General features: G+C 71.6%; 11 protein-coding genes. 4 read left to right on the top strand and 7 right to left on the bottom strand.

What is annotated here, in order from left to right; all coding sequences use genetic code 11:
• Positions 1–34: 34 nt before the first annotated feature.
• From DEJ50_RS06620 to DEJ50_RS06640, 5 genes are all read right to left on the bottom strand, one after another.
• A complete protein-coding gene (locus DEJ50_RS06620) occupies positions 35–1,186 on the bottom strand; it encodes an XdhC family protein (protein WP_150206655.1) in 1,152 nt (383 codons plus the stop codon).
• Between the two features lie 77 nt (positions 1,187–1,263).
• On the bottom strand, positions 1,264–2,727 hold the full coding sequence (locus DEJ50_RS06625; protein ID WP_150206656.1) for an NCS2 family permease: 1,464 nt from the start codon (positions 2,725–2,727) through the stop codon (positions 1,264–1,266).
• A 276-nt stretch (positions 2,728–3,003) separates the two neighbouring features.
• Complete coding sequence (gene pucD, locus DEJ50_RS06630; protein WP_150206657.1) at positions 3,004–5,406, bottom strand: xanthine dehydrogenase subunit D; 2,403 nt, start codon at positions 5,404–5,406, stop codon at positions 3,004–3,006.
• Between the two features lie 2 nt (positions 5,407–5,408).
• On the bottom strand, positions 5,409–6,005 hold the full coding sequence (locus DEJ50_RS06635; RefSeq protein WP_150206658.1) for a (2Fe-2S)-binding protein: 597 nt from the start codon (positions 6,003–6,005) through the stop codon (positions 5,409–5,411).
• Between the two features lie 2 nt (positions 6,006–6,007).
• On the bottom strand, positions 6,008–6,901 hold the full coding sequence (locus tag DEJ50_RS06640) for an FAD binding domain-containing protein (RefSeq protein WP_150206659.1): 894 nt from the start codon (positions 6,899–6,901) through the stop codon (positions 6,008–6,010).
• A gap of 253 nt (positions 6,902–7,154) precedes the next feature.
• On the opposite strand from DEJ50_RS06640, the gene DEJ50_RS06645 reads away from it, so the two are divergent.
• Positions 7,155–8,828, top strand: coding sequence for a PucR family transcriptional regulator (locus tag DEJ50_RS06645; RefSeq protein ID WP_150206660.1), 1,674 nt, complete (start codon positions 7,155–7,157; stop codon positions 8,826–8,828).
• A 189-nt stretch (positions 8,829–9,017) separates the two neighbouring features.
• Positions 9,018–9,794 carry a hypothetical protein gene (locus DEJ50_RS06650; RefSeq protein ID WP_150206661.1) on the top strand — a complete coding sequence of 259 codons (777 nt, stop codon included), beginning with the start codon at positions 9,018–9,020 and terminating at the stop codon, positions 9,792–9,794.
• 476 nt (positions 9,795–10,270) lie between these two features.
• Here DEJ50_RS06650 and DEJ50_RS06655 read toward each other — a convergent pair whose 3' ends face one another.
• Positions 10,271–10,948 (bottom strand): GntR family transcriptional regulator, encoded by a 678-nt coding sequence (locus DEJ50_RS06655; protein ID WP_411757670.1) that lies wholly within the window; start codon positions 10,946–10,948, stop codon positions 10,271–10,273.
• A 140-nt stretch (positions 10,949–11,088) separates the two neighbouring features.
• On the opposite strand from DEJ50_RS06655, the gene DEJ50_RS06660 reads away from it, so the two are divergent.
• Positions 11,089–11,940 (top strand): (2Fe-2S)-binding protein, encoded by an 852-nt coding sequence (locus DEJ50_RS06660; RefSeq protein WP_150206663.1) that lies wholly within the window; start codon positions 11,089–11,091, stop codon positions 11,938–11,940.
• Between the two features lie 243 nt (positions 11,941–12,183).
• A complete protein-coding gene (locus DEJ50_RS06665) occupies positions 12,184–13,242 on the top strand; it encodes a DUF2637 domain-containing protein (protein ID WP_150206664.1) in 1,059 nt (352 codons plus the stop codon).
• 39 nt (positions 13,243–13,281) lie between these two features.
• On the opposite strand, the gene DEJ50_RS06670 is transcribed toward DEJ50_RS06665, so the two are convergent.
• Entirely contained in the window at positions 13,282–13,647 is a 366-nt protein-coding gene (locus tag DEJ50_RS06670) for an ATP-binding protein (protein ID WP_150211957.1), read from the bottom strand.
• Positions 13,648–13,727: the final 80 nt, after the last annotated feature.

Below are 13,727 nucleotides of genomic sequence, written 5' to 3' on the forward strand. Positions count from 1 at the left end.
GCCTCGCAGCAGACTTACGGAGTCAGGGACCTCTTCAAGCGACGACGCCGATACGGCCCGCCACCCCGTCGTGGCCGTCGTGGTGGATCGGGGTGTGCGCGCCGGTGAGGGCGGCCCCGGTGCCGCCGCGCCGGTTGGCGACGATCTCGGCGGCGATGGACAGGGCGGTCTCCTCCGGGGAGCGGGCGCCGAGGTCCAGGCCGATCGGGGAGCGCAGCCGAGCGAGCTCCAGCTCGGTGATGCCGACCTCGCGGAGCCGCTTGTTGCGGTCCTCGTGCGTCCGGCGGGACCCCATCGCGCCGACGTACGCGACGGGCAGCCGCAGGGCCGTCTCCAGGAGCGGTACGTCGAACTTGGCATCGTGGGTGAGCACGCAGAGCACGGTCCGGCCGTCCACCTCGGTGGACTCCAGGTAGCGGTGCGGCCAGTCCACGACGATCTCGTCGGCCTCGGGGAAGCGGGCCTTGGTCGCGAACACCGGCCGGGCGTCACAGAGGGTGACGTGATAGCCGAGGAACTTGCCGATCCGCACCAGGGCGGAGGCGAAGTCGATGGCACCGAAGACGATCATGCGCGGGGCCGGGACGCTGGACTCGACCAGCACCTTCAGCGGCTCTCCGCAGAGCCGGCCGTCCGCGCCGATCTCCAGGACGCCGGTCTTGCCGGCGTCCAGCATGGCGCGGGCTTCCTCGGCGATGGTCCGGTCGAGCTCGGGGTGCCCGCCGAGCCCGCCCTCGTACGGACCTTCCGTACGGACGAGTACGGCGCGGCCCATCAGCTCGGCCGGCCCGGCGGCCAGCCGGGCCACGGCCGCGGGCTCGCCCGCCGCCGCGGCGGCCAGCGCGGCCTCGAACACGGCCCGCTCCGGGGAGCCGGCCAGTACCGGGGTGACCAGGATGTCGATGATTCCGCCGCAGGTCAGACCCACGGCGAAGGCATCGTCGTCGCTGTAGCCGAAGCGTTCCAGGACGGTCTCGCCGTCCTCGATCGACTGCCGGCACAGCTCGTAGACCGCACCCTCCACACATCCACCGGACACCGAGCCGATGGCCTCGCCCTCGCCGTCGACGGCGAGCGCGGCGCCCGGTTGCCGCGGGGCGCTCCCGCCGACCGCCACCACGGTGGCCACGGCGAAGTCACGTCCCTGCTCGACCCACCGGTTCAGCTCTTCGGCGATGTCCAGCATTGCGGCCTCCTGACGAGGTTCGGATTCCAGTATCGGATGGGTGAAGGGTGCGGGCCCGCCGGTCATACCGGCGCCGGTCAGCTGATGCCGAGCCAGCCCTCGATCGGGTGGAGCGAGTAGAAGACCACGAAGAGCGCGGTCAGACCCCACATGAAGGCACCGATCTCGCGGGCCTTGCCCTGGGCGATCTTGATGGCCACGTACGCGATGACACCGGCGGCGACACCGGGAGTGATCGAGTAGGTGAAGGGCATGATCACGACGGTCAGGAAGACCGGGATCGCGGTGGCGGTGTCCGCCCAGTCCACGTGGCGGGCGTTCGCCATCATCATCGCGCCGATGACGACCAGGGCCGCGGAGGCGACCTCACCCGGGACGATCTGCGTGATCGGGGTGAAGAACAGGCAGGCGGCGAAGAAGAGACCGGTCACCACGGAGGCGAGACCCGTACGGGCACCCTCGCCGACACCGGTGGCGGACTCGACGAACACGGTCTGGCCGGAGCCGCCCGAGACACCGCCGATGGCGCCGCCGGCACCGTCGATGAACAGGGCCTTCGACAGACCCGGCATCCGGCCCTTGTCGTCGGCGAGCTTGGCCTCGGTGCCGACACCGATGATGGTGGCCATCGCGTCGAAGAAGCCGGCCAGCACCAGGGTGAAGACGATCATGCCGACGGTGAGGACACCGACGTCGCCCCAGCCGCCGAACTCGACGTCGCCGAAGAGCGAGAAGTCCGGCATCGAGACCGCGGAGCCGGCGAGCTCCGGCGGGCCGCTCTTCCAGGCCTTGTCCTCGATGTCGACGATGGCGTTGATGATGACGGCGAGGACGGTTCCGACGACGATGCCGATCAGGATCGCGCCGGGGACCTTGCGGGCCTGGAGCATGAAGATGGCCAGCAGGGTCACACAGAAGATCAGGACGGGCCAGCCGGCCAGCTCACCGACCGAACCGAGCTGGACGGGGGGACCGAACTCCGGGCCCCGCCCGACGAAACCGGCGTTGACGAGGCCGATGAAGGCCACGAAGGTGCCGATACCCATGGTGATCGCATGCTTGAGCGCCAACGGGATCGCATTCATGATCATCTCGCGGAGGCCGGTGACGACCAGGAGACAGATCACGACACCGTAGATGACACACATGCCCATGGCCTGCGGCCAGGTCATGGCGGGAGCCACCTGCGAGGCCAGCACGCCGGAGACGGAGAGTCCGGCGGCGAGGGCGAGCGGTACCTTGCCCACGAAGCCCATGAGGAGCGTGGTCACGGCAGCTGCGAACGCCGTGGCGGTGATGAGCGCCGCCGGGGCCATCGCGTTGCCGGCGACGTCCTTGCCGGAAAGGATCAGCGGGTTGAGCAGGAGGATGTACGCCATGGCCATGAAGGTCGTGATACCGCCACGAACCTCGTTGCCGACGTTGGATCCTCTGTGGGTGATGTGAAAGTACCGGTCGAGCCAAGACTTGCCGGCCGGGGGACGCGAGCCTTCGCCGGCGTCTTCCGCGGTGGTCTTGGGCTCCACAGACGACTGGGTCATGGTGCCTAACTCCCAAGGTTCAAAGGGGCACCCGCGCTGGGGATTGGTGACTGCGGGATTTGGGATGAAACGTTTGGCTGCACGACCCGGGGGACGGCCCGAGACGAAGCAAGGGGACTTCGGTTACTGCTGCTGATGCGGTACTGCGGTCACTGCTGTTACTGCTGCTACTGCGGGGGTGAAGAGAACCGCGAGCGGTGCGGTACTTCGTACTCCGGGCGGTGTGACCGTGAAGTGTGACGTTCCCGTGTCACACCGCCCGGAGAGCTTGGGTCCCTAGAGGGTGCCGGTGAGGGCCTCGGGACGGATCGGGGTCTTGTTCAGCTCCAGACCGGTCGCCTGCCGGATCGCCGCGAGGACGGCCGGGGTGGACGACAGGGTGGGGGCCTCACCGAGACCGCGCAGACCGTAGGGGGCGTTCGGGTCCGCGAGCTCCAGGACGTCGACCGGGATGGTCGGGGTGTCGAGGATGGTGGGGATCAGGTAGTCCGTGAAGGAGGGGTTGCGCACCTTCGCGGTCTTCGGGTCGACGATGATCTCTTCCATGACCGCCACGCCGAGACCCTGGGTGGTGCCACCCTGGATCTGGCCGACCACGGAGAGCATGTTCAGCGCCTTGCCGACGTCCTGGGCGGTGGCCAGCTCGACGACCTTGACGAGGCCGAGCTCGGTGTCCACCTCGACCACCGCACGGTGCGCGGCGAAGGTGTACTGGACGTGGCCGTCGCCCTGGCCGGTCTTCAGGTCGAAGGCGACCGTCGGACGGTGACGGAACTCGAGCTCGAGGTCGATCGCCTCGTTCTCCAGGATGTCGGCGATGTCCGCGAGGACCTCGCCGCCGTCGGTCACGACCTTGCCGCCCTCCAGGAGCAGCTCGGCGTGGGCCCAGGCCGGGTGGTAGGAGCCGTTCTTGCGGCGGCCCATCTCCAGCAGCGCCTCGCGGACGGCCTCACAGGTGTTCTTCACCGCGCCACCGGTCATGTACGTCTGCCGGGAGGCGGACGTGGAACCGGCGGAGCCGACCTGGGTGTCGGCCGGGTGGATGGTCACCTGCGTGACACCCAGCTCGGTACGGGCGATCTGCGCGTGGACGGTGACACCGCCCTGGCCGACCTCCGCCATGGCCGTGTGGACCATCGCGACCGGCTCGCCGTTGATGACCTCCAGGCGCACCCGGGCGGTGGAGTAGTCGTCGAAGCCCTCGGAGAAGCCGACGTTCTTGATGCCGACCGCGTAGCCGACGCCGCGGACGACGCCCTCGCCGTGGGTGGTGTTGGACAGGCCGCCCGGCAGCGCGCGGACGTCCGCGCCCTCGCCGGCGGTCTCCCACTGGCGCTCCGGCGGCAGCGGGCGGGCCTTGACCCGGCGCAGCAGCTCGGCGACCGGCGCCGGGGAGTCCACGACCTGGCCGGTGGGCATGATCGTGCCCATCTCCATGGCATTCAGCTGGCGGAACTCGACCGGGTCCATGCCCAGCTTCGCCGCGAGCTTGTCCATCTGGGCCTCGTACGCGAAGCAGGCCTGGACGGCGCCGAAGCCGCGCATGGCGCCACAGGGCGGGTTGTTCGTGTAGAGCGCGATCGCCTCGATGTCGACGTCGTCGATGACGTACGGGCCGACGGAGAGCGAGGAGGCGTTGCCGACCACGGCCGGGGAGGCCGAGGCGTACGCGCCGCCGTCCAGGACGATCCTGCACTTCATGTGCGTGATCTTGCCGTCCTTGGTGGCGCCGTGCTCGTACCAGAGCTTCGCCGGGTGGCGGTGCACATGGCCGAAGAAGGACTCGAACCGGTTGTAGACGATCTTGACCGGCTTGTTGGTCGCGAGGGCCAGCAGGCAGGCGTGGATCTGCATCGAGATGTCCTCGCGACCGCCGAAGGCACCGCCGACGCCGGAGAGCGTCATGCGCACCTTCTCCTCGGGCAGGCCGAGGACGGGGGCGATCTGCTTGAGGTCCGAGTGCAGCCACTGGGTGGCGACGTAGAGGTCGACACCGCCGTCCTCGGACGGTACGGCCAGACCGGACTCCGGGCCGAGGAAGGCCTGGTCCTGCATGCCGAAGGTGTACTCGCCCTCGACGATGACATCGGCGCGCTTGCGCGCCTCTTCCACGTTGCCGCGGATGATCGGCTGGCGGTGCACGATGTTCGGGTGCGGGACGTGGCCGGAGTGGTGGTCGTCGCGGCCCTCGTGGATCAGCGGCGCGTCGGCGGCGAGGGCGGAGGCCTCGTCCGTGACGAGCGGCAGCTCCCTGTAGTCGATCTTGATCTTGGCCGCGGCGCGGCGGGCGGTCTCCGGGTGGTCGGCGGCCACGAGGGCGACCGGCTCACCGTGGTGGCGCACCCGGCCGTTGGCGAGGACCGGGGTGTCCTGGATCTCCAGCCCGTAGTTCTTCATCTCGGCCGGCAGGTCGTCGTACGTCAGCACCGAGTAGACGCCGGGCATGGCCAGCGCCTCGGAGATGTCGATGGAGACGATCTCGGCGTGGGCCACGGTGCTGCGCAGGGTCTGGCCCCACAGCATGTCCTCGTGCCACATGTCCGAGGAGTAGGCGAACTCGCCGGTGACCTTGAGGGTGCCGTCCGGGCGGAGCGTGGACTCGCCGATGCCGCCCTTGGTGTGCTTCTGGGTGACGTTCGTCGGCGTACCGGCGGGCGCGGTGCGGGTGTTCTGAGCCATGATCAGACCGCCTCTCCCTGACGGGCCGCCGCCAGGCGGACGGCGTCGAGGATCTTCTCGTAGCCCGTGCAGCGGCAGAGGTTGCCGGACAGGGCCTCACGGATGTCCTGGTCGGACGGGTCGGCGTTCTGCTCCAGGAGCGCATCGGCCTGGACCAGCAGACCCGGGGTGCAGAAACCGCACTGGACGGCGCCGGCGTCGATGAACGCCTGCTGGATGTTGGAGAGCTCGACTCCCTCACCGGTCTGGGAGTCGGTCCCCTTGGCCGACCACTGCTTGGCCTCGTCGGTGGACACGCCCTTGCCGCCGCCTCCGCAGGCGCCGGTGCCACAGCCGTGCTCCTCGCGCTGCTTGGCGAAGTCGGCCAGGCCCTCGACGGTCACGACGTCGCGGCCCTCGACCTGACCGGCCGCGACCAGACAGGAACAGACCGGCACGCCGTCGAGGCGGACGGTGCAGGAACCGCACTCGCCCTGCTCGCAGGCGTTCTTCGAGCCGGGCAGGCCCAGGCGCTCACGCAGGACGTAGAGGAGGGACTCGCCCTCCCAGACGTCGTCGGCTTCCTGCGGACGGCCGTTGACAGTGAAATTGACGCGCATGATTACGCAGCCCCTTCAAGCGAGCGGCCGTTCGTGCCGCGGTACTGCTCCCAGGTCCAGACGAGCTGGCGGCGAGCAAGGATGCCAACCGCGTGACGGCGGTACTTCGCCGTGCCACGGACGTCGTCGATCGGGTTGCACGCGGCGGAGGCGAGCTCACCGAACTGCTTGGCGATCGACGGGGTGATGACCTTGCCGTTGTCCCAGAAGCCGCCCTCTTCGAGCGCGGCGTTCAGGAATTCCTCGGCGGCCTTGGCCCGGAGCGGGGTCGGGGCGGCCGAGCCGATGCCCGTACGCACCGTGCGGGTGTCGGGGTGCAGCGCGAGGCCGAAGCCGCAGACCGCGATGACCATCGCGTTGCGGGTGCCGACCTTGGAGTACTGCTGCGGGCCCGTGGCGTTCTTGATGTGAACCGTCTTGATGAGCTCGTCGGCGGCCAGCGCGTTGCGCTTCACACCGGTGTAGAACTCGTCGATCGGGATCATGCGCGAGCCGCGTACGGACTCGACCTCGACCTCGCAGCCTGCGGCGAGCAGGGCGGGGTGGGAGTCACCGGCCGGCGAGGCGCAACCGAGGTTGCCGCCGACACCGCCGCGGTTGCGGATCTGCGGGGACGCGACCGTGTGCGAGGCGAGCGCGAGACCCGGCAGCGTGGTGCGCAGGTTCTCCATGATCTGGGTGTACGGAACGGAGGCGCCCAGCCTGGTGACCTCCTCGCCTACCTCCCACTCCCGCAGCAGTTCGATGCGGTTGAGGTCGAGGAGGTATTCCGGACGGCGGTGGTCGAAATTGATCTCGACCATGATGTCGGTGCCACCCGCAATCGGCACAGCTGTGGGGAACTCGGCCTTAGCGGCGAGCGCCTCCTCCCAGCTGGCGGGGCGAAGGAAGTCCATGTGCGGCTCTCTTCTTCTTCATTGGGTCGTTCACTTCAAGCCAGGAGGCCGAAGGGCCCTCGACTGGTCGTTCACGTGCTGTTAACGCGGTGTGGAGCCAGTACACAAGCCGCGCGTCCCCCGAGTGCAGTCACCGAAACCATGAAGGAGTTGGCTGGCGGCCTCCCTCGTCTTGTAGATTCGTATGAAAGGCAGGATGCGACGACCTGCCCGATTTCCAACGGCAACATCGAGACAGATCGGCGGCGACATCATGCGGCTGCGCGCACTGCTGGAGACCGAGGCGCTGGGGCTGCGGCTGCTGGGCGGCGAGGAAGAACTCGACCGCACGGTCCGCGGGGTCATGACCACGGACCTGAGGGATCCCAGCCGATACCTCTCCGGAGGAGAACTTGTCCTGACAGGACTGGCCTGGAGGCGAAATTCAGCCGACTCGGAGCCGTTCGTACGAATCCTCGCCAGCGCGGGAGTGGCGGGCCTGGCGGCCGGCGAGGCCGAGCTCGGGGCCATCCCGGATGATCTGGTTTCCGCCTGTCTCAGAAACCGTCTTCCGCTGTTCGCCGTAAACGAAGACGTTGCATTCGCCACCATTACCGAGTACGTGGTGCGGCAGGTCTCCGGAGAGCGTGCGGGCGACCTCGCGGCCGTGGTCGACCGCCACCGGCGGCTGATGACCTCGGGCCCCGCGGGCGGCGGACCTGACGTAGTACTCGATCTGCTCACCACGGACCTCGATCTGCGGGCCTGGGTGCTGTCCCCCACCGGCCGGCAGATCGCCGGGGCCGGAGAACCGCTCGCACCGGGCATCTGCGCGGCGCTGTCGAGCGAGCACCTCGCGGCGGTCCGGACCGGCCGCCGGGGCCCGCACCGGATCTCCATCCAGGGTATTACCTACTCCCTGTTCCCGATCAGAGGCGTGGCCCGGGGTGCCGGACCGGGCGGCCGGGACGTCCGGGAGACCGTGCTCTCGGACTGGCTGCTGGCCGTGGAGGCGGACGCCGGCGACTGGCCCGCCGAGCGGCTGGACCTGCTGCAGGGCGTCACCCAGCTGATCGCGGTCGAGCGGGACCGGCGCGATGCCGCCCGGACGGTGCGCCGCCGGCTCGCCCAGGAGGTGCTGGAGCTGGTCCAGACGGGCGCCGCGCCCGCCGAGATCGCCGCCAGGCTGCGGGTCGCCGCACCGGTGCTGCTGCCCGGGCTGGGCACCGCCCCGCACTGGCAGGTCGTGGTGGCCCGGGTGGACTGGGAGGGCGGGGACATCCCCGGCGGCCCGGTCGCCCAGTCGCTGCTGGAGGAGATCCTCGTCGACCCGTCGGTGTCCGGGCCGGAGCCCTCCGACCGGATCGCCGTCGCCCACACCGGGGACGAGGCCATCGCCCTGGTGCCGCTGCCGGCGCTGCCCGCGGACGCCGAGGAGAAGGGCCCGGACAGCGCCCTGCACGCCGATGCGCTGCTGGCCTCCGTACGGGAGCCGCTGGCCGCCGGTCTGGACGGGGACGGGCGGCTCACCCTGGGCGTCAGCGCCGCCGTGCACTCCGCGGAGGGACTGCGGGGCGCCCTGGAGGAGGCCCGGCACGCCCGCCGGGTCGCCGCGGCCCGCCCGGGCCGGGTCTGCGCGGCCGGACACCACGAGCTGGCCTCGCACGTGCTGCTGCTGCCCTTCGTCCCGGACGACGTCCGGCGGGCCTTCACGGCCCGGCTGCTGGACCCGCTGCGGGACTACGACCGGCGGCACCGGGCGGAGCTCATCCCCACCCTGGAGGCCTTCCTGGACTGCGACGGCTCCTGGACCCGCTGCGCGACCCGGCTGCACCTGCACGTCAACACGCTGCGTTACCGGGTCGGGCGAATCGAGCAGTTGACGGCGCGCGATCTTTCGCGGCTGGAGGACAAGCTGGACTTCTTCCTGGCACTGCGGATGAGCTGAGCCGATACCCGATCCGGGGGCACCTGCCCGCCCCCTGCCCGCTCCCTGCCCGCTCTCTGGACACTCCTGACGCGATGTCCGCACTTTGTGAAAGAGTTCACCCGACCCCTTGGCCGATCAAGCCGATCCGTGCTGTCATTTCGCCCCAGGGCTCAATGACGTGCTGCTCGGTTGCTTGGGGAGGGCAATGTGGCGGACACCGCCATGTCGGGTGCCGGAACTACCGGGGGCGACGACCCCCTCCAGCGGGCGATATGGCGGCTGCGTTCGCGCGGCTGTTGGACCGACGCGGCGGCGCTGCTGACACCGCACACGGACGACGCCGGTCCGGCCGTCCAGCGCACCGCGCTGCTGGTCGAGCGCTGCCTGTTCACCGGACAGGGCTGGGCCGAGGCGGAGGACGCGCTGCGCACCGCGGAGGCGGTGGCCCGGGACGACGATGCGCGGGGCGCTGCCGCGTGTGAGCGCGGGCAGCTGGCGTACGCGGCGACGGTGCTCGGGATCCGGGACCGGGCCGACGAGGCCCGCTCGGCCCTGGGGCGGGCCGCGGCCCTGCTGTCCCCCGGCTCACGGACCCGGCCGCTGCTGGACTTCCGCCGCGGCCTGGTGGCCGAGCACCTGGCGGACACCCCGCAGTCGGCCCGGCCGGCCTACCGGCGGGCCCATGCGGGGGCGGCGGCCCAGGGGGACGTCCTGCTGCTGTCCTTCACCTGGCGGCACCTGGCCGGGCTGGCCCTGCGGGACGGCGAGGTCGCCGAAGCCAGGCACGGCTTCGCCGAGTCCCTGCGGATCCGGGAGGAGCTGGGCTTCCTGGTGGGCACGGCTCCGGCGCTGGCCGCGCTGGCGGACGCCGAGCCGGAACCGGAGGCCACCCGCCTCCGCGCGGAGGCCCGCCGGCTGTTCCACCTCCTGGGCGGCATCCCCACCTGGCTGGCCGACCACCTCCACCCCGCCCCCGCGACGTAGCCGCTGCGCGGAGCGTTCCCCCACCCCACCCCTTCCCGAAACCGGGGCCCTTGGCCCCGGACCCCACGGGGCCACACCCGCCCCGGGCGCTTCGCGCCCGCGGGGGCGGGCAGCGCCCCGACGCTCCGCCGGACATCCGCCCATCGCCCCGGCTTCGCCGGGCAGGACCCGGCCGCGGCCCGTGACCGCGCCACCCGCCGGCCCGGCTCCGCCGGACACCCGGCCCGCGGTCCGAGGAGTCCGGGGCGAAGCCCCTGGACCAAGGTGCCGGGCGCGGCCCACGGCCGGGCCGCCCGTCGTCCCGGCTTCGCCGGACACCCGGGCGGTGGCCCGAGGAGTCCGGGGCGAAGCCCCTGGACCAGGTGCCGGGCAGAGCCCGGGCGCAGCCCGTGGCCGCGCTACCCGCCGTCCCGGCTTCGCCGGACATCGCGCCCGTGGCCCGGGGAGACCGGGGCGAAGCCCGTGGCCGGGGGCGGTCAGGGCCGGGTCGGGGTGAAGTGGGCGTGGATCAGGGGTTCCGCCGTGGGGAGGTCCGCTGCGATCAGGGCCTCCAGGATGGCCGCGTGCTCGGCCGCGTCGGCGATCAGGCCGGCCCGCTGCGCCCGCGGAGCGCCCGGCAGCGGCCACTGGGCCCGCCGGTGCAGGTCGTCCGCGACCTGGAGCAGCTGCCGGTTGCCGGCCGCCGCCAGCACCGCCCGGTGAAAGGCCCGGTCCGCCTCCGCATAGGCCGCCGCGTCGCCCAGCGCCGCCGCCGCACCGGCGGCGGCAGCCGCCGGGCGCAGGGCCTCCCAGGCCTCGGCCGGCAGTGTGCGGGCCAGCCGCAGCATCACCGGGACCTCCAGCAGGGCCCGTACCTCGGCCAGTTCGGCCAGCTCCCGGGCCGTCCGGCTGATCACCCGGAAGCCGCGGTTCGGCAGGCATTCCACGGCCCCCTCCAGGGCCAGCTGCTGCATCGCCTCGCGGACCGGGGTCGCCGAGACCCCGAAGCGCTCCCCCAGGGCGGGCCCGGAGTAGATCTCCCCGGGCACCAGCTCGCCGTCCACCAGCGCGGTCCGCAGCGCGTCGAGGACCTGCCCGCGTACGGAATGGCGCCGGACCTTCTGGCGGGGCAGTCGGACCTCGGCCGCGTCGTGCACTCGGTCCTCCCGGCTGATCTCGTGCTTTCCCAGAGGATAGGCGACGCGATCCGGACAGTCTGATACCGGACAGCCCCCGTCCCGGGAGGGTTTGATCCGCCGAGGATCAGGTAAGGTAAGGCTTACCTGTTAACGATCGCGTGATTCGGTGGTCCTGCATGACCGTCCCGGCAGTGCTCCCCGTCACGACCGCCCCGGCCGGCTCTCCGGTGGCGGACGCGTACGCGCGCCTCGCCGAGGCGTACCCCGGCCTCCGGGTGACCGAGCTCGACGTGCACGAATCCGCCCCTCGCGGTGCGGGGTGGGTCGGCGCGGACGAGCTCGCCGCGGGCGGGGCGGCCCTGGACGCCTTTCTCGACTGGGACGCGGCCCAGGTCCTGCGGGACTACGGGGAGCCGGGCCGGCCGGACGTGGTGGCCGGCTTCGGTCTCCACCGGTACGCCTGGCCGGCCTGCCTGCTGTTCACGGTGCCCTGGTTCCTGCACCGGCGGGTCCCCCGGCTGCCGGCCGCCCGGGTCTCCTTCCACCGGGAGCTCGGCCGGATGGCCGTACGGCCGGAAGGTTTCGCCTGTCTGCCGGACGACCCCGCGGCGGCGCTCCCGGGGGCCAGGGTCGTGCCCGACGAGGAAGCGCTCCGGGCGGAGGTGCGGGCTGCGGTGGCCGAGCACCTCGAACCGGTGATGAAAGGTTTCTCCACCCGGATGCGGCGCGGTCGGCGGGCCCTGTGGGGCATGGTGACCGATGACGTCACCGAAGGCCTCTGGTACCTCGGCGAACTGTTCGGCGAGGAAGACCGCGCCCGGGCCGAGCTCGGCCTGCTGCTGCCCGGCGGAACCCTCCCGTACACGGGCGGCAGCGGCTTCCGGACCCTTCCCGGCCCGGACGGTCGCCCGCTCGCCACCCGCGACCGGATCAGCTGCTGCCTCTTCTACACCATCCGCCCCACCGACCCCTGCGCCACCTGCCCGCGCACCTGCGACTCCGAGCGGCTCGGCCAACTGACCCCCTAACGGCCCGCCGTCGGCCCGGCCAACCGGCCGACGCCCGCCGAAACCGGCTGCACGGGTGGTCGTAATCGAACGCAACTCCCGCACATGGAACCGCAGTTCGAGTCACAACACCCTATCCGGAGGGACCCACACCCCATCAGAGTCCTCTTGCCCCAAAACCCGCGTGCGGGCCGGACCGGTTCCGCCACTATGGCGCCCGGAATGCCGCTCACGCGACGCGAGTCTTCAGGCAAGGGACACCGGATGAGACTGACCGACATATCGCTGGACTGGCTGCTTCCCGGCAGCCTGTTGATCCTGGGCGTACTTGCGGCAGTGGCGGTGCTGGCCCGGGGCAGGCGCGACAGCGAGAAGGCCGCGGCGGACGACAGCTGGGAGCGCAGCGAGGAGCGCCGGCGCCGCAAGGAGGCCATCTACGGCACCGCCTCGTACGTCCTGCTCTTCTGCTGCGCGGCGGTGGCCGCCGCGCTCTCCTTCCACGGACTGGTCGGCTTCGGCCGGCAGAACCTCAATCTCTCCGGAGGCTGGGAGTACCTGGTCCCCTTCGGCCTCGACGGCGCCGCCATGTTCTGTTCGGTGCTCGCCGTCCGCGAGGCCAGCCACGGTGACGCTGCCCTCGGCTCCCGGCTGCTGGTCTGGCTGTTCGCCGGCGCAGCCGCCTGGTTCAACTGGGTGCACGCCCCCCGGGGGCTGGGCCACGACGGGGCGCCCCAGTTCTTCGCCGGAATGTCGCTCTCCGCGGCCGTCCTCTTCGACCGCGCGCTCAAGCAGACCCGCCGGGCGGCACTCCGCGAGCAGGGTCTGGTGCCCCGCCCGCTGCCGCAGATCCGGATCGTCCGCTGGCTCCGGGCCCCCCGGGAGACCTTCGGTGCCTGGTCCCTGATGCTGCTGGAGGGGGTCCGCACCCTCGACGAGGCGGTGGACGAGGTACGGGAGGACAAGCGGGAGAAGGAGCAGGAGCGGCTGCGCCGGCGCGAGCACCAGCGCCGGGAACGCGCCCACATCAGGGCATTGGGCCGGCAGCACCGGGCCTTCGGTCTGCCCCGGGCCCGCGGCCGTCAGGTCGAGGCACCCCCCGGTCTCGCTCCGGGTACTGGCTCCGCGCCGGTCGGCGCGGAGCCCGCCATAGCGGAACCGGGACAGCTGCCCGTACGCCGCCGGCCCTCCCTGCAGGCCGTTCACGGAACCGACCCGGGTGAGGCCCGGACCGTGGACCTGACCGCCGAGGACGACACCCAGACCATTCCCCGACTCGACTCTCTGGAGCGCAAACTCAAGGACCTCGAGCAGCAGTTCGGCTGAGCGGCAGGCCCGGTCGGCCCGGCCGGCCCGGGCCGCGGCTCAGTCCGGGCCGCCCCCGTCCAGTTCGAACCACACCACCTTGCCGCCGCCGGCCGGGGCCACTCCCCAGGCATCGGCGAGCGCCTGCACCAGCATCAGCCCCCGGCCGTGCGTACCGTCGTCGGCGATCGGTACGTACGGCCGGGGCCGCCGAGCGGTCCCGTCCCGCACCTCCACCCGTAACCGGGTGTCGGCGAGCCGGAGGCTCACCTCGGCTCCCTGGTCGGTGTGGACCAGCGCATTGGTCACCAGTTCGGTGGCCAGCAGCTCCGCCACGTCCGCGGTGTCCGCCCGGCACCGGTGCCGGAGCATCTCCCGCAGGTCCCTGCGGACTTCGCCCACCGCCTTCAGATCCGCCCGGCGCACCCTCCGAGTGATCTCGGTCTTCGCCCCCACCCGCACGGCGACGTACCTCCCCGTATGAATTCCGCCTTCGAACAGGCCTA

The sequence above is a fragment of the Streptomyces venezuelae genome (assembly GCF_008642295.1).
GTDB classification, from domain to species: Bacteria; Actinomycetota; Actinomycetes; order Streptomycetales; family Streptomycetaceae; genus Streptomyces; species Streptomyces venezuelae_C.